Origin of the sequence: Actinophytocola sp., from assembly GCF_035634895.1 — a bacterium.
GTDB lineage: Bacteria > Actinomycetota > Actinomycetes > Mycobacteriales > Pseudonocardiaceae > Actinophytocola.
Window position 1 is genome coordinate 39,669 of record NZ_DASQCC010000153.1, and the last position, 17,897, is coordinate 57,565.

The 17,897-nt window shown below is 73.1% G+C and carries 3 protein-coding genes; all 3 read right to left on the reverse strand.

The genetic code is table 11. The annotated features are described in order from the left end of the window. Nucleotides 1-2: 2 nt before the first annotated feature. From VET29_RS23135 to VET29_RS23145, 3 genes are read right to left on the reverse strand one after another with little or no spacing between them, the layout of a single operon-like run. On the reverse strand, nt 3-989 hold the full coding sequence (locus VET29_RS23135; RefSeq protein WP_324923902.1) for a TauD/TfdA family dioxygenase: 987 nt from the start codon (nt 987-989) through the stop codon (nt 3-5). Continuing rightward, nucleotides 989-8,278, reverse strand: coding sequence for a non-ribosomal peptide synthetase (locus tag VET29_RS23140; RefSeq protein ID WP_324923905.1), 7,290 nt, complete (start codon nt 8,276-8,278; stop codon nt 989-991). Before VET29_RS23140 ends, VET29_RS23135 begins: the two co-directional genes overlap by 1 nt. Continuing rightward, entirely contained in the window at nt 8,275-17,808 is a 9,534-nt protein-coding gene (locus tag VET29_RS23145; protein WP_324923907.1) for a non-ribosomal peptide synthetase, read from the reverse strand. The genes VET29_RS23140 and VET29_RS23145 overlap by 4 nt, the downstream gene beginning before the upstream one ends. Nucleotides 17,809-17,897: the final 89 nt, after the last annotated feature.

Consider the following 17,897-nt stretch of genomic DNA (forward strand, 5'->3'; position numbering starts at 1 on the left):
CCTCACCCGGCCAGCACGTGGCCGTCGGCGACCCGGAGGGCCCGGGACCGGCGCAGGTTCTGCACCACGGTCGTGCGTTGCAGCCACCGGTCCCGCCCGTCGTAGCGCGGGGTGAAGCTCGTCCTGCCGTGCAGCGTCGTCCGGTTGTCCACGACAGCCAGGTCGCCGGGTGTCAGGTAGTGGGTGAGCGCGTGCGCGACGAACAGGGACCGCAGTTCCGCCAGCGCGGCGCCGGCCCGCTCGGTCAACGGCTCGGTGGCCGCGAAGTCGGCCATCACGTCCGGGTCGTCCTGCGCGCCGGACAGCACGGCGTGCGGCACCGACGCCGGGCCGCCGACCCCGAACGACGGCGGCGGCGCGGTGACGAACTCCGCGCTGAACAACGCTTCCCGGTGCGCGTCGCCGAGCCGGTCGTAGACCTGGCGGATCGACACGGTGCGCAGCCCGGCGACCCGGTCGTGGTCGGCGCGCAGGCAGACCAGCAGCACGAAGTCCGGGCGGTGCTCGTGGAAGGCGTTCTCGTTGTGGAAGGTCAGCAGGACCGAGCCCTCGTTGCCCTGCAGCTCCTCACTGCCCGGCACCGGCACCACGTCCTGCACCATGGCCCCGGACTTCTCCTTGCTGAACGCGATCGGGTCGCCGAAGGCGCTGGCGGCGAGCACCAGCAGGGCGGCGGGCACGGTCGCCTGCCGCTGCACGGACCCGCTCACCATCGGCGTCTCGGGAACACGGGACTCGTCGATCGGCAGTCCGCGGACCAGCAACGCGCCACTCCGGCCCGAGTCGCGCCGGTAGGTCACGAGCGACCGCCGCAGCTGCTCGGGCAGATCGTGCCAGAGCAGGCTCGCCTCGGCGATCCATGACGGGTCGTCGATCCGGCCGCCCGCCACCGCCAGGAGTCTGCCCGCGACCTGTTCGGCGGCCAGCCCGTCCGCTCTGTTCATGGTGACGACGCCGGCATGAGCGTCGACGTCGATGGCTGTCGACATCACTGCACATCCTTTGCTGTGTCTCGTTGTACTGGTTCGGACGCGGCCATGAGGCGAGTGAGCAGCCGGGCGAGGCCGGCGACGTGCGGCCTGCGCAGCACCCCGAGGTGGTCACCACCGACCCGGTGCACCTCGAGCCCCTCCGGCGTCAGCTCACCCCACCGGTCCAGGTACTCGGCGAACGTCTGTCCACACGAGACGTCGTGGCCGCCGCCAGCCAGCTCGTCGCCGACGAGCAGGTGCAAGGGGCCGGGGCAGAGCCGTTGCCGGTAGCCGAGCATCGCCTGGGTCAGCTCCCGCCACACCCGCAGCCTGCCGGCCCAGAAGGTGTCGCCGGGCAGCGGGGCGTCCTTGCCGCCCTCGTCGATGATGTAGTCGAGCACTTCGAGGAACTCGCGTTGCAGCTCGGCGATCTCGGCGTCGGTCCGCGCCTGGTCGAGCTTCTCCAGCACGGACTCGCCCCGCACGAACATCGCGGTCTCCTCCCAGAGGTTCTCGCGGGTGTGACTGTCCAGGGCCGGGTCGAGCAGGATCGTGGTGACCTGCTCGCCGTCACGCCGGAGCCGGTAGGCCATCTCGATGGTCACCGGGCCGGCGCCGCACCAGCCCAACAGGTGGTACGGACCCGTGGGCCGCACCGCGCGCAGCTGGGCGACGAACACCTCGGCGACGCTGCCGATGCTCTGCGGGGACGGCGCGTCACGGTGCAGGCCCGGCCATTCCAGCGCGGCCACCGGGCGGTCCTGGTCGAGGCACTCGGCCAGGTGCACGTACCACTGGCCACCGCCCGGGTACAGACAGAACAGCGGCGGCTTGTCACCGGTGCGGCGGAACCACAGCAGCGCGTCGGACCAGTCCCGGTCGGCCTCCCAGTCCGAGGCCACGGTGGACCGGAGGCCGGCACGAGCGCCGGGGTCGATGGCGCGGGCCAGCTCGGCGACCGTGCGGTGCTGGTAGAAGTCCCGGAACGGCACCGAGATCCCGTGCTCGTCGCGGAGCTTCACGATGACCCGCATGACCGTCATCGAGTGCCCGCCGAGGTCGGTGAACGCCTCGTCGACCCCGACCGCCGCGCGCCCGAGCACCTCGGCCAGCGCGCCGGCGAGCATGCGCTCGGTCGCGGTTCTCGGCGCGACCAGGGCGGCCCCGTCGCGGGGATCGGCCGGCTCGGGCAGCAACGCCCGGTTCACCTTGCCGTTCGGGGTGAGCGGTAGCGCGTCGAGCACCACCAGCGCCGCCGGGACGAGGTGGGCGGGCAGCAGGGTCGCCAGCCAGTCCCGCACGGCGGCCGGGTCGACCGGCGCGGCACCGGCGGGGACCAGGTAACCGACCAGGTCCCGGTCGCCGCCGGCCGTCGTGTGGACCAGGACCGCGGCCTCGGCGACCGCCGGGTGTCCGCACAACGCGGCCTCGACCTCGCCGAGCTCGATCCGGTACCCGCGCACCTTGACCTGGTGGTCGACCCGGCTGGCGAACTCCAGGGTGCCGTCCTCGCGGTAGCGTGCGAGGTCGCCGCTGCGGTACAGACGCTGTCCGGGCACCGACGAGTACGGGTCGGGCACGAACCGCTCCGCCGTCAGCCCGGGTCGCCCGACGTAGCCGCGGGCGAGCTGCGCACCGCCGATGTACAGCTCCCCGACCACCCCGACGGGGGCCGGCCGCTGGTTCGCGTCGAGCACCCGGAGCACCGTGTTGGCGATCGGCCTGCCGATCGGCAGCACCCCGGTGGGCAGGTCGGCGGCCCTCGCCTCGAACAGCGAGCAGCCGACGGTGGTCTCGGTCGGCCCGTACTCGTTGTCCACCACCGTGTCCGGGGCGTGCCGCGCCCAGGCGGAGACCACGTCACCGACCAGTTCCTCGCCACCTGCGATCACCCTGCCGGTGGCTCTGCGGACCGCGTCGGCGGACAGGGTCTGGTTGAGCACGGCCAGGTGGGACGGGGTGAGCTTGAGCAGACCGAACTCACCGCGCTCCAGCTCCGCCGCCAGCGCGCCGATCCCCGGCAGGCCGTCGTCCGGGGTGATGGTCACCGGCTGGCCGGAAAGCAGCGCGGGGAACACCGTGGTCACCGGGAGGTCGAAGGCCATCGACGAGTACAGCGCGGCACCGGTGCCGCCGCGCGGGGTGTAGGTGCCAAGACACCAGGACAGGTAGTTGACCACGTTGCGGTGCTCGATCATGACACCTTTGGGCGTGCCCGTGGAGCCGGACGTGTGGACCACGTACGCGAGCGAGGACGGGGTCGCGCCGCTGTCGAGGTCCACGTCGGGCTGTGCGGCGATGTCGGTGTTCGTGTCGAGCAGGACGGCAGACGCGGGGAGCGGATCGGCCAGGGCGGACTCGGTGAGCACGAGGATGGCGCCTGCCTCGTCGAGCAGGGTGGTCAGGCGCCGGGGCGGGTCGCCGGGGTCGAGCGGGAGGTACGCCGCGCCGGCCTTGAGCACGGCGAGCAACGCGACCACCAGCTCGGGGCCGCGCCGCAGCAACACGCCGACGAGGGACTCCGGCCCGACGTCCCTGGACCGCAGGTAACTGGCGAGCCGGTTGGCGCGGGCGTTGAGTTCCGCGTAGCCGACCGTCGTCCCGTCCGCGCACCGCAACGCGACCGCCTGGGGCGTGCGGCGGACCTGGCGTTCGAACAGCTCGTGCACACACGCGTCGGGGTAGTCCGCGCGCGGCCCCTCGGCGAAGGCCAGCAGCCGTGCGGTCTCCCGTTCGTCGAGCGCGGTCGTCCGCGCGTCGCCGAGCACGTCGGCGGCCATGTCCGCCAGCACGCGGCGGTACAACGCGGCGAGCCGCTGCCCGTTGGCCCTGCTGATCCGGTCGGGCCGGCAGGACACGAACAGCGTGCCCGGGAAGGTCCACACGTCGAGGGCGAACTCGTTGGGACTGACGTCGACGACCCCGGCCGACTCGATCCGCCTGCTGTCGAGCACGTGGAAGTCGAGGTAGGTGAACGCGATGTCGACGAGCGGGGTGCCACCGCCCCACGCGCGCTGCATCTCCGGCAGCGGGTACCTGCGGTGCGGCCACACCGCCACCTCCGCGGCGAGCACCTCCCTGACCAGGTCGGTCCACGTGGCGCCGGTCAGCTCGACGCCGACCGGGAGGGTGTTGAGGTGCATGCCGCACACCGCGGCGCCGCCGTCGGTCTCCAGCCGTCCGTTGGCGACGAGTCCGGTGTGGAACCTGGACCGGCCGCTGAGCACGCTGAGCACCTTCACGTGCGCCGCGAACAGCACGCTCTTGAGCGGCGCCCCGGCCGCACCGGCCAGCCTGCGCAGTCCCGGCTCGAGGTCGCCGAAGGGCACCCGGAGCTGGAAGGGCCGCTCGCCCGCCCCTGGTGCCGCCGCCCAGGCGGCAGGCAGCTCGACCCGGTCGAACCGGCCGAGCCGATCCGCCCAGAACTCACTGTCCACCATGGACGCGAGCGACCGCTTCTCCTGTGCGACGTAGTCCGCGAACCGGACCGGGGGCGCCTCGGCCGGCTCCGGCTCGCCGCCGTCGCGGATCGTCCGGTACCCGGCCATCAGCTCGGTGATCAGCGAGTGGTGGCTCCAGCCATCGAGGATGGCGTGGCACTCGATGAACGAGAAGGTCCACCGGTCGTCCTCGGTCTGGTGCGCGTGGAAGCGCAGCAACGGGGCCCGCCCGACGTCGAAGGGCCTGCTCCGGGTGGCGGCCACGAACCGCCGCACGGCCGCGTCCCGCTCGTCGGCCGGGAGCCCGCGCAGGTCGTCGTAGCCGACCTCGACGACACCGGTGGCGGCGACCAGCTGCAACGGCTCGGTGTAGCCGGTGAGGTCGAAGCTGGTGCGCAGGATCTCGTGGCGTGCGGCCAGGCGCGCCGCGGCCGCGCGCAGTGCGGGCAGCGAGAACGGGGCGTCGTCGACGATCGGGAAGAGCGTGATGTTGTGGTACGGGCTCTCCTGCTCGTCGGCGAGCATCTGGTAGACCATCGCGGCCTGCACCATCGACATCGGGTACGCGTCGACCAGTCCGGCAGGCAGCGCGGCCAGGTCGGCGTCGCCGAGCAGCGCGAACGGTTCGACCCGCCACTCCTCCACACTGTCCACAGTGGACTGTGCGGTGGCGTCGAGGTGCGCGGCGAGCCCGTTGATGGTCTGGTGCACCAGCAGGTCGGTCACGGTCAGCTCGATCCCGCGCTTCCGCAGCGCGCCGATCACGCGGATGGCGCGGATCGAGTCGCCGCCCATGCTGAAGAAGTTGTCGTGCACGCCGGCTGCCGGCCCGCCGAGCTCCTCCACCCACGCCTCCGCGATGAGCCGCTCGACGGGGGTGCGTGGCGCGACGCGGTCGCCCTCGTGCGCGCCGCGGTACTCGTCCGGGTCGGGCAGCGCCGCACGGTCGACCTTCCCGTTGGCCGTCACCGCGAGCGCGTCGACCGGCACGAACACGGCCGGCACCATGTACGAGGGCAGCCTCCGGCCGAGGTGGTCACGCAGGTCCGCCACCCCGACCGCGTGACCGTCGACCGGCACCACGTAGGCCACCAGCCGGTGTTCCCGCTCGCCGGCACCCTGATGGGCGACGACCACGGCCCCGGCCACCGACAGGTGCGTGGCGATGGCGGCCTCGACCTCACCCGGTTCGATCCGGTGCCCCCGGATCTTGACCTGGTCGTCGGCCCGGCCGAGGAACTCCAGGTCGCCGTCCGCGGTGAACCGGGCCAGGTCCCCGGTGCGGTACATCCGCTCCCCCGGCGTGGTCGCGAAGGGGTCGGGGCGGAACCGGTCGGCCGTCAGACCTGGCCGGTCGAGGTAGCCCCTGGCCAGTCCAGGCCCGGCCACGTGGACCTCGCCACGCACCCCGACCGGCACCGGTTCGAGCTCCCGGTCGAGCACGTACACCCGCAGATCGCGCAGCGGGCGGCCGATCGGGCTGCGCCGGTCCTCGGCCGGCCCGACCGGGCGGAGGGTCACGTGCACGGTGGTCTCGGTGATCCCGTACATGTTCACCAGCCGGGGCCCGGTGTCGCCGAACCGCGTGAACCACGGCCGCAGCTCCGCGACGTCCAGCGCCTCGCCACCGAACACCACCTGGCGCAGGGCCAGCGCGTCCGGCGCGAGGTCGACCTCGTCGACCGCGCTGAGCAGACCCCGGAACGCCGACGGGGTCTGGTTGAGCACGGTGACCCGCTCGGTGATCAGCAGGTCGAGAAACTCCCTCGGGGAGCGGGAGACCGGGAACGGCACGACCACGGCCCGGCCGCCGTGGAGCAGCGCGCCCCACAGCTCCCAGACCGAGAAGTCGAAGGCGTAGGAGTGGAACAGGGTCCACACGTCGGCCGGGCCGAACCCGAAGTCCGCCGCGCACGACCGCAGCAGCCGCAACACGTTCCCGTGGGTCACCGGCACGCCCTTCGGCAGGCCGGTCGAGCCGGACGTGTAGATCACGTACGCCACGTTGTCCGCTGTGGACAGTGGGCTCGGGTCGGTGTCCGGCCCGGTGTCCTGGCCCGGTGCCACGGTGGTCACCGCCCCGCCGGCGAACCGCCCGGTCAGCTCGTCCGAGCAGACGACGACGTCGATCCCGGCGTCGGCGACGATGTGGGCGAGGCGCGCGACCGGCTGTTCCGGGTCGAGCGGGACGTACCCCGCGCCCGCCTTGAGGACGCCGAGCAATGCGACCACCACGTCGGTGCCGCGGCCGAGGCAGACACCCACCAGCGTCTCCCGGCCGACGCCGGTGCCGCGCAGGTGGTGCGCGAGCCGGTTCGCCCGCGCGTTGAGTCCGGCGTAGGTGAGCCTGGCGCCGTTGTGGCTCACCGCGACCGCGTCCGGGGTACGCGCGACCTGCTCCTGGAACACCTCGGGCAGGCTCGGCCCGGTCGGGAAGCTCTCGCCAGGGCCGCTCCACGCCAGCAACCGCGCGCGCTCGGCGTCGGTCAGCAGCTCCAGCCTGCGTGCCGGCCAGTCGGGCCGAGCCGCGATGCTGGTCAGCAGCCGCAGGTAGTGCCCGGCCATCCGCTCGATGGTGGCGTGGTCGAACAGGGCGGTGGCGTACTCGAGTTCCCCGGCGAGCGAACCGTCCGGCTGGGGGACGAGCGCGAGGCTCACGTCGAACTTGGCCATGCTCCACCCGGCCCGCGCCTGCTCGGCGAGCAGCCCGGTGGGTGGCTCGTCCGCGGTGGTGGCGAGCTGGAAGACCACCTGGAACAACGGGGTGCGGGATGCGTCCCGCACCGGCGCCAGCTCGTCGACCAGCCGCTCGAACGGGATGTCCTGGTGCTCGTACGCGCCGAACGCGGTTTCCCGCACCCTGGCGAGGACGTCGGTGAAGGACCCGTCGCCGGACAGGTCGGTGCGCAGCACGACCATGTTGACGAACAGGCCGATCGCCCGGTCCAGCTCGGTCCGGTCCCGCCCGGCGACGGGACTGCCGACCACCACGTCGGTCTGGCCGGCGTAGCGGCCCAGCAGCAGCTGGAACGCGGTGAGCAGCACCATGAACGGGGTGGCGGCGTGCCTGCGGCCGAGGTCGGTCAGCGCGCCGGCGAGGTCGGCCGGGACGGTGAACGCGACCGTGGCGCCGTCGGCGTCCCGGACCGGACCGCGTGGCCGGTCGGTCGGCAGTTCGAGCTGCGCGAGCCCGGACAGCCGAGTACGCCAGTAGTCGAGGCGCTCGGTGAGCCGTGTCCCGGACAGCCGTGCGCGTTGCCAGGCCGCGAAGTCCGCGTACTGCACGGCGGGCGGTGGCAGCGTGGACGGCCTGCCGGCCGCGAACGCCTGGTACAGGGCGTCCAACTCGGTCAGCAGCACCGACTCCGACCACCCGTCGGCCGCGATGTGGTGCAGGGTCAGCAACAAGGCGTGCTCGTCGGCGGCCACTCGGGCCAGCACCGCGCGGACCGGCCACTCGGTGGCCAGGTCGAGCGGCCGCCTGCCGGCCGCAGCCACCACCTCGGCGAGCCGCCGTTCGCCGACGACCTCGGCCCAGGGCACCGGCCCCGGCGCGTCGATCACCTGCACCGGCTCACCGTCCACAGTGGCGTAACGGGTGCGCAGCACCTCATGCCGGGCCACGACTTCGTCCAGTGCGCGCCGCAGGGCCGAGGTGTCCAGCGCGCCACGCAGCCGCAGCAGCACCGGCATCAGGTACTCGGTACCGCCGGGGCGCATCCGGTCGACCAGCCACAGCCTGCGTTGCGCGTACGAGAGCGGCAACCCGCCGTCCCTCGGTACGGGCGCGATCTCGTTGGTCTGCTTGGGTTTCGCCGTGCCACGCAGGCGCAGCCGCAGCAGCTCCTCGCGGGACATCGTGGTCATCGGTCGCCCTCCCTGGCCAGTTGCAGCGCGACCTCGGCGTCGGTGAGCTGGTCGATCTCCGCCTCGATCGCCGTCCGCACCACCTCGGCGAGGTCCGCCACGGTGGTCGCCTCGAACAGGGCACGCAGCGGTAGCTCGACCGCGAACGCGTCCCGCAGCCTGGCGAGGACCCGGGTGGCGAGCAGTGAATGCCCGCCCGCGGCGAAGAAGTCGTCGTGCACGCCGATCCGGTCCAGCCCGAGCACCTCGGCCCAGATCTCACCGACGACCTCCTCCGCGGGGTCCCGCGGCGCGACGTAGGACGCGTCGAGGTCCGGCCGGGACCGGTCCGGCGCGGGCAGCGCCTTGCGGTCGACCTTCTTGCTGGAGGTCAGCGGCAGCGCGGGCAGGCCCGTCCACCAGGACGGGATCATGTACTCGGGCACCTGCTCGCGCAGGTGTGCCCGCAGCCGGACCGGGTCGACCGGCGCCCCGTCGCGCATCACGAGGTATGCGGCCAGCTCCCGCTCACCGGCACTCGCGCCCGTCGCGACCACGGCGACCGCGCGAACGTCGGGGTGCCCGGCGAGCGCGGCCTCGACCTCCCCCAGCTCGATCCGGAAGCCCCGGACCTTCACCTGCTGGTCGATACGGCCGAGGAACTCGAGCTCGCCGTCCGCCCTGCGCCGCACGAGGTCGCCCGTCCGGTACAGCCGCGCGCCCGGCACGTCGCCGAACGGGTCCGGCACGAAGCGCTCGGCGGTCAGCGCGGGCCGCCGGTGGTAGCCGCGGGCGAGCCGGACCCCGCCGAGCAACAGCTCACCGGGCACCCCGACGGGCAGCGGCCGCAGGTGTTCGTCGACGACGTAGGCGCGGGTACCGGCGACCGGCCGCCCCAGCGGCAACGCGGCCTCGCCGCGCAGGTCGCGCAGGTCGCCGGACACGGCGTGCAGCAGGCAGGTGACGGTCGCCTCGGTCGGGCCGTAGTTGCACAGGAACCGGCCGGGCATCCCGGTTTCCGCCCAGCGCAGGGCATCGTCCACGGTGACGACGTCGCTGCCGACGTTCATCAGCTTGACGCCGGCCAGCCGGTCGGTGTCGGAGCCGAGGGAGGCGAGCACCTCCCGGTAGTAGGCCGGGGTGATCTCCACGGTGGTCACCCCGTACCTGGCGAGCCGGTCGGGCAGCTCGGCCGGGCTCCAGAACACCGGGTCGCTCACCACGACCGTCGCGCCGGCCAGCAGCGTGGCCGCCATCTGGTCCATCGCGACGTCGAAGGTCAGCGCGGAGAGCAGCACGACCCGGTCGCCGGGCACGATGTCGTACTCGGCGGCGATCACCGCGCAGTGCTCGGCGTAGGAACCGTGCTGGATCAGCACGCCCTTCGGCTGCCCGGTCGAGCCCGAGGTGTAGATCATGTACGCGAGGTCGTCCCGCCCGAGGACGGTCGCCGGGTTGTCGGTGCTCTCCTCCGCGCAGGGCGGCTGGTCGTCGTCGATCGCGAGCACCTTCGCCCGTCCGCTGGTGAGTCGGTCGACGAACCGTTGCTGGGTGAGCACGACGTCCGCGCCCGCGTCGTCGAGCATCGACCACAGCCGCCGCCGGGGGTGGTCCGGGTCGAACGGCACGTAGGCGCCGCCGGCCTTGAGCACCCCGAGCAACGCGACGACGACCTCGGGCCCGCGTTCGAGGCAGACCGCGACGGGGGTCTCCCGGCCGACGCCTAGGCGGCGCAGGTGGTGGGCGAGTTGGTTGGCCCGCTCGTTCAGCCGCGCGTAGGTCAGCTCCAGCTCGCCGAACACCACGGCCACCGTGTCCGGGGCGGCCGCCACGCGCCGCTCGAACAGCTCCGGCACGGACGCGGTGTACTCCTCGGCCCGCGTGCCCGCACCTAGGTCGAGCCACGCCCGCCGCTCGGCCTCGGTGCGCAGTTCCAGGTCGTGCACCGGCGTGTCCGGTCGCGCCGCGATGCTCGCCAGCAGCGTGCGGTAGTGCCCGGCGAGCCGTTCGACGGTGGTGCGGTCGAACAAGGCGGTGGCGTACTCGACGTGCACGCTCATCGCGCCGTCCGGCCGGTGCTCGACGCGCACGCTGAGGTCGAACTTCGCCGGGTGCCACGCACCGTGCACCCACTCGACGGCCGCGGCGCCGAACTCAGGGGTGGCCGCTCCGGCGGCGTCGGCCTCGAACATGATCTGGAACAACGGGTTCCTGGACAGGTCCCGCTCTGGGGTCAGCTCGTCGACCAACTGCTCGAACGGCAGGTCCTGGTGCGCGTAGTCGCGTACGGCCGCGTCCCGGACCCTGGCGACGAGCTCCGGGAACCCCGGATCGCCCGCCGTGTCGCCACGCAGTACCAGCGTATTGACGAAGAGCCCGATCATCTCCGCCGTCTCGGCCCTGGTCCGGCCGGCGACCGGGGTGCCGACGACCACGTCGTGCTCGCCGGTGTAGCGGGCGAGCAGCACCTGGAAGGCGGCGAGCAGCACCATGAACGGGGTGGCGCCGAGGGTCCTGCCGATGCCGAGCACCGCGTCGCCGGTCTCGGCAGGCACGTCGAGGGACACGACCGCGCCGGCCACCTCGCGCCGTGCCGCGCGTGGGCGGTCGGTCGGCAGCTCCGTCGGGGTCAGGCCGGCGAGCCGGTCCCGCCAGTAGGCCAGCTCATCGTCGCGGACCGCGCCGGTGAACCAGTCCCGTTGCCACGCCGCGAAGTCCGCGTACCGCACGGGCAGTGCGTCCACGGTGGACCCGTCGCGGGCGAGGTGCGCGTCGTAGCGCCGCGCCAGCTCGGCGAACAGCAACCCGGTCGACCACGCGTCGCCGCCGATGTGGTGCATGGTCAGCAGGAACAGGTGTTCGTCGGCGGCGACGCCCACCAGCCCCGCCCGGATCGGCCACTCGCGGTCGAGCGCGAACGGCCGCATGCTCTCCTCGTCGACGACGGCGGCGACGTCCCGGTCACCGAGCGCGGCACGCGTCAGGCGCAGCAGGCCAGGCGGATCGATGACCTGCGTCGGCTCGCCGTCGACGGCCACGTACCTGGTGCGCAACGTCTCGTGCCTGGCGACCACGTCGGTCAGGGCGGCTTCCAGTGCCCCGGTGTCGAGCGGGCCGCGCAGGCGCAACGCGAACGGCACCAGGTACTCCGTGCTGCCCGGGTCCAGCTGGTCGAGGAACCACAACCGCTGCTGGGCGAACGAGAGCACGAGGTCGTCCCGTCCGGCCACCGGCGTGATCGCGGTCGCGGCGGCCCCGGACCTGAGCCTGCCGAGCAGTTCGGCGACTCCCGCCACGGTCGGCGTGGTGAACATGTCGGCGAGCGGCAGCTCGACCCCGTGGTCCTGACGCAACCGGAAGACCACCCGGGTGGCGAGCAGGGAGTGCCCGCCCAGCTCGAAGAAGTTGTCCCGTGCGCCGACCCGGTCGACGCCGAGCACGTCGGCCCAGACGGCGGCGACCGCGCACTCGTCCGGGGTGCTCGGCGCGACGTACTCGCCGGCCAGGTCGGACCGGTGGCCGTCGGGTGCGGGCAGCGCCGCGCGGTCGACCTTGCCGCTCGACGTGACCGGCAGTTCGCCGAGGACGAGGAAGATCGACGGCAGCATCGGCGCGGGCAGCCGCCTGCCGAGGTGCGCACGCAGGTCGGCGGCGACGGGCCGGGCGCCGTCGGCCGGCAGCACGTGCGCGACCAGCCGCTTGTCGCCGCCGTCGGGCTGGTGCACGCTCACGATGCCGACGCGGACGTCGGGGTGGGTGTTGAGCGCGGCCTCGACCTCGCCCAGTTCGATCCGCACCCCGTTCACCTTGACCTGGTGGTCGCGCCTGCCCAGTACCTCGAGCGACCCGTCGGCACGCCAGCGCCCGAGGTCGCCGCTGCGGCAGAGCCGCTCGCCCGGCACGGTCGCGAACGGGTTGGGCGTGAACCGGGCAGCGGTGGCGTCGGGACGGTTCACGTAGCCGCGGGCCAGGTGGACCCCCGCGACGCAGATCTCCCCCGGCAGCCCGACCGGAACCGGGTTGTCCGCCGCGTCCAGCACCAGGATCCGGGTGTTGGGCAGCGGGGTGCCCGCCGGGACGATCTCGCCGGGCTCCGCCGGGTCGTACAACGCCGCGGTGACGTCGATCGAGCACTCGGTCATGCCGAAGGTGTTGAACACCTCGACGCCGAGGATCTCCCGCGCCCGCGCGCAGTGCCGGGCCGGCAGCGCCTCACCACCACAGAAGATCATCCGCAACGAGCGGCACGCGGCCAGCCCGGGCTCCTCGACCAGCAGCCGCAGCATCGAGGGAACCACCTGCAACACGGTGATGTCCTGCTCGACGACGGCCCGGACCATGGCCGCCGCGTCGCGCTGCACCCCGTCGGCCGCCAGCACCACGGCGCCGCCGGACACCAGTGGCGCGAGGAACTCCCACATCGCCGCGTCGAAGCCGATCGTGGTCTTCTGGAGCAGACGGTCGGCCGGGCCGAGCCGGTGCCGGTCCACCGCCCACAACACCCGGTTGCGGATGCCGGCGTGGGTGACCACCACGCCCTTCGGCAGGCCGGTCGACCCGGACGTGTACATGACGTAGGCGGCGCCGAGTGGGTCCACGGGCTCCGGGGGGTCCTCGGTGGAGCACGCGGACAGCCGGTCCCCCAGCGTGTCGAGCGTGAGCACCGTCGCCGCGCCGGCCGGCAGCCCACCGGTCGACGCGGAGTGCGTGAGCACGACCTCCGCGCCGGAGTCACGCACCATGAACGCCAGCCGGTCGGCCGGGTTGTCCGGGTCGAGCGGGACGAACGCGGCACCGATCTTGAGCACGGCGATCAGCGACGTGACCAGGTCGACGTCGCGGCGCATGGCGACGGCCACCGGGGTCTCCGCGCCGACGCCGAGCGAGCGCAGGTGGCCGGCGAGCCGGTTCGCCGACGCGTTGAGCTCCGCGTACGTCAGCGCGTGGGCGTCGGACACGACGGCCGGTGCGTCCGGTGTGGACCGTGACTGGCCGGCGAACAGCTCCGCCAGCGTCTTGTCCGGCCGGGCCAGCTCCTGCCCGCGCCACCCCACCAGCAACTGCTCGCGCTCGGCCGGCGTGAGCAGATCGAGGCGGGACACCGGGGCGTCCGGGTCCGCCGCGATACCCGTCAGCAGCCTGCCGAGGTGCCCGGCCATCCGCTCGACGGTGGTGCGGTCGAACAACGCGGTGGCGTAGTCGAGGTAACACGACAGCTCGCCGTCGGGCTGCTCGTCCACGGTGAGGCTGAGGTCGAACTTGGCGATCCCCATGTCCACGCCGAACGGTTCGACCTCGACACCGGGCAACCGGAACGGCGTGCGCTGGGCGTGCCGGAGGTCGAACAGCACCCCGAACAGCGGGTTGCGGGACAGATCCCTGGTCGGCCGCAGCTCGTCCACCAGCCGCTCGAACGGCAGGTCAGCGTTGGCGTAGGCGTCGACCGCGGTGCGCCGCACCTGGTTCAGCAGGTCGGTGAAGGACGGGTCGCCGGACAGGTCGGCACGCATGACCACGGTGTTGACGAAGAACCCGATCAGCCGCTCGACCTCCGCGCGGTCCCGGCCGGCGACCGGGGTACCGACGGCGATGTCGCACTGGCCGGTGTAGCGAGCGAGCAGCACCTGGAAGGCGGCCAGCAGCACCATGAACGGCGTCGCGCCCTGCGCCCTGCCGAGCTTGGTCAGCGCCCGCGCCACGTCGGCGGGGACGGTGAACGAGAATCCCGCGCCCGCCGAGTCGCGGACCGGCGGACGGGGCCGGTCCGTCGGCAGCTCCAACGGTTCCACGCCGGCGAGCTGGTCCCGCCAGTAGTCGAGCTGCCCGGCAAGCGTCCCGCCGGCGAGCAACTCCCGTTGCCACACGGCGAAGTCGGCGTACTGCGCGGGCAGCGGGTCCACGGTGGACCCGGGGTTCGCGTAGAACTCGGCCAGCTCGGTCGCGAGGATGTCCACGGACCAGCCGTCGAACGCGCTGTGGTGCATGGTCAGCAGCAGGACGTGCTCGTTCTCCGCCAGCCGGACCACCGTGGCGCGGACCGGCCACTGGCGTTCGAGGTCGAACGGGGTGCGCAGGTCGGCGGCGACGATCTCGGTCACCGACGTCTCCCGCGCGGTGGGCGTGAGCCCGGTCAGGTCGACCCGCTCGACGGGCACCGGCCCCGGCGGGTCGACGAGCTGCGTCGGCTCACCGTCGCCCTGCCGGAACCGGGTGCGGAGCACCTCGTGCCGGGCGACGACCCGGTCCAGCGCGCCACGGAGGGCGGCGGGGTCGAGCGCTCCACGCAGCCGCAGCGCGACCGGTGACAGGTAGTCGGTGGCCGAGGGCTGGAGCCGGTCGAGGAACCACAGCCGGTGCTGGCCGAACGACAGCGGCGCGGGCCTGTCCCCTCTGGCGACGATCGGCGCCGTGAGACCCGCGGGCGTCGCCTGGTTCGTGATCACCTCGGCCAACCCGGCCACCGTGCGGTGCTCGAACATCAGCCGCAGCGGCAGATCGACGCCGAACGCCTCGCGGAGCTGGAAGATCGCCCTGGTGGCCAGCAGCGAATGGCCCCCGAGGTCGAAGAAGTCGTCGTGCGCGCCGACCTGGTCGACGTCGAGCACCGCCGCCCAGATCGCGGCGATCGTCTTCTGGGCCGGGGTGGCCGGCGCGACGTAGTCGCCGGTGAGGTCGGCCCTGCGCACCTCCGGCGCCGGCAGTGCCTTGCGGTCGATCTTCCCGCTGGGGGTGTACGGGAGCCCCGCCATGGTCACGAACGTCTTCGGCACCAGGTAGGCGGGCAGCCGGTCGGCCAGGAAGGTGCGGAGGTCACCGAGCCGGTCCTCGGCGCCGGGCACGGGCAGCAGGTAGGCGACCAACTGCCGGTCCCGCACCACGACGACGGCGGTCCGGACGGCCGGGTGCCGGGTGAGGGCCTCCTCGACCTCGGTCGGCTCGACGCGGTACCCGCCGATCTTGACGTAGTCGTCGACCCGGCCCGCGAACACGATGTTGCCGTCCGCCCGCAGCTTCGCGAGGTCGCCACTGCGGTAGAGCCGCCCACCCGGCTCGCGCGAGTACGGGTCGGGCACGAATCGCGCCGCGGTCAGGTCCGGCCTGCCGACGTACCCCCTGGCGAGCTGCGCGCCACCGATGTACAGCTCCCCGGGCACGCCGATCGGCAACGGTTTCAGATCGCGGTCGAGCACGTACATCGTGGTGTTGTCGATGGGCTTGCCGATCGGCAGCACCCCGGAGGGCAGCTCGGCGGCCGTCCCCTCGTACAGCGAGCAACCGACGGTTGTCTCGGTGGGCCCGTACTCGTTGTCCACCATGGTGTCCGGCGCGTGCCGGACCCACGGCGCGAGGAGCTCGCCCGGCAGCTCCTCGCCGCCGACCACCAGGCGCCGGGCCGCGCGCCGGATGCCGTCGCCGGACAGCGACTGGCCGAGGACGGCGAGGTGGGACGGGGTCATCTTCAGCAGGCCGAAGCCGCCGTGCTCGAGTTCCGCCACCAGCGCGCCGAGACCGGGTTCGCCGGTCTCGGGGACGATCGTGACCGTCCTCCCGGACAGCAGCGCGGGGAACACCGAGGTGACCGGCATGTCGAAGGCCAGCGAGGAGTACAGCGGCGAGCCGGAGCCGCCCTCGGTCGCGTAGGCGCGCAGGCACCAGGTGACGTAGTTGACCAGTGCCCGGTGCGGGATCGGGACGCCCTTGGGGCGCCCGGTCGAGCCGGAGGTGTAGACGACGTAGGCGAGGCTGTCCGGTGTGGTCACCGGGACCGGGTTGCCGGCCGGCGCGTCACCGTGGTCGCCGTGGTCGTCGACCAGCAGGGTCGGCAACTGTTCGTCCACAATGGACCGCAGAGCCGGCGTGGTGAGGACCGTGGTGACCCCGCTGTCGGTGGTCAGGTCACGCAGGCGGTCGGCCGGGTGGTCCGGGTCGAGCGGGAGGTAGGCCGCGCCTGCCTTCAGCACCCCGAGCACCGCGACGACCAGCGCGGGTTCCCTCGGCAGGCACAGCGCGACCACCGAGTCGTGTCCGACCGCCCGCGCCCGCAGCCGTTCGGCCAGCCGGTTGGCCGCCGTGTTGAGCTCGGTGTAGGTCATCTCGTCCGCACCGAACCGGATCGCGACCGCATCCGGGGTACGGTCCACCTGCGCCTCGAACAGCTCGTGCACGCCGACGGCCGGCGTCGCGACCGCGGTGTCGTTCCAGTCGACCAGCAGCTGCGTGCGTTCCGGCTCGGTCAGCCACTCCAGTTCGGACAGGCGCGCGGTCGGGTCCGCCGCGATGCTGGTCAGCAGGCGCACGTAGTGGCCGCCGAGCCGGGTGATGGTGTCCTCGTCGAACAACGCGGTGGCGTAGTCGACGACACCGGCCAGCGAGCCGTCCGGCTGCTCGACCAGGTGCAGGGTCAGGTCGAACGGCGAGGCCGCGAACGTGGTCGGCACCGGCTCGACGGCCATGCCGGGCAGGGCGAGTGGCTCCGCCGCCGCGTTCTGCAGCACGAAACTGACCTGGTACAAGGGGTTGCGGGACAGGTCGCGGTCCGGGACCAGGTCGTCGACGAGCAGCTCGAAGGGCAGGTCCGGGTGCTCGAACGCGTCGAGGGTGCTGTCGCGCACCCGCTCCAGCAGGTCCACGAAGGACGGATCGCCGCGCAGGTCCGCCCGCAGCACAAGGGTGTTCACGAAGAACCCGATGAGGTCCTCGGTCTCCACCCGGTTGCGACCCGCCACCGGGCTGCCCACCGCGACGTCGTCGGTGCCGGCGTAGCGGCCGAGCAGGAGCTGGAAGGCGGCCAGCAGCACCATGAACGGCGACGCCCTGCGCTGCCTCGCGAGCCGCGACAACGCGGCGACGAGGTAGGCGGGCACGCTGAACCAGGCACGGGCGCCGGTCGCGTCGAGCACCAGCGGACGCGGCCGGTCGGTCGGCAGTTCCAGCGGCGCCAGCCCGGCGAGCTGGGCACGCCAGTACGCCAGCTGGTCGTCCGGAAACTGCCCAGAAAGCCACTCCTGCTGCCACCGCGCGACATCGGAGTACTGGACCGGCAGTGCCGGGAGGGAAGCGGGCTCACCTGTGGTCAGCGAGCGGTACAGCTCCCGCAGCTCGCGGGCCAGCACTCCCCACGACCAGCCGTCGAACGCGATGTGCGCCGCCACGAGCAGCAGCAGGTGCTCGTCGTCGGGCAACCGCAGCAGCGCCGCGCGCAGCACCTGCCCCCGCGCGAGGTCGAACGGCCGCCGCCAGTGGCTCTCCACCAGCTCGGCGACCTGGTCGTCGGTGAGGCCGCGTGCGTCGGTCTCGACCAGCTCCAGCCCCGTGGGCTCCTCGACCACCTGCGCGGGCTCGCCGTCCACCACGGCGTACCTGGTGCGCAGCACCTCGTGCCGCGCGATGATCTCGGTCAGCGCGCCGCGCAGCGCACCGGTGTCGAGCCTGCCGCGCAACCGGACGAGCATCGGCAGGTGGTAGTCCACCGCGCCGGGGCGCAGCTGATCGAGAAACCACAGCCGACGCTGGCCGAACGACAACGGCAGGCGGAGAGTGGTGCCACTCACGACCTGTCACCTCCTGTGGCGGACTGGCCGGACAACGCACGTCTGGTCGAGCCTCGCCCCGAGGTGGCGTCCGGCAGCAGAGTCAGCGC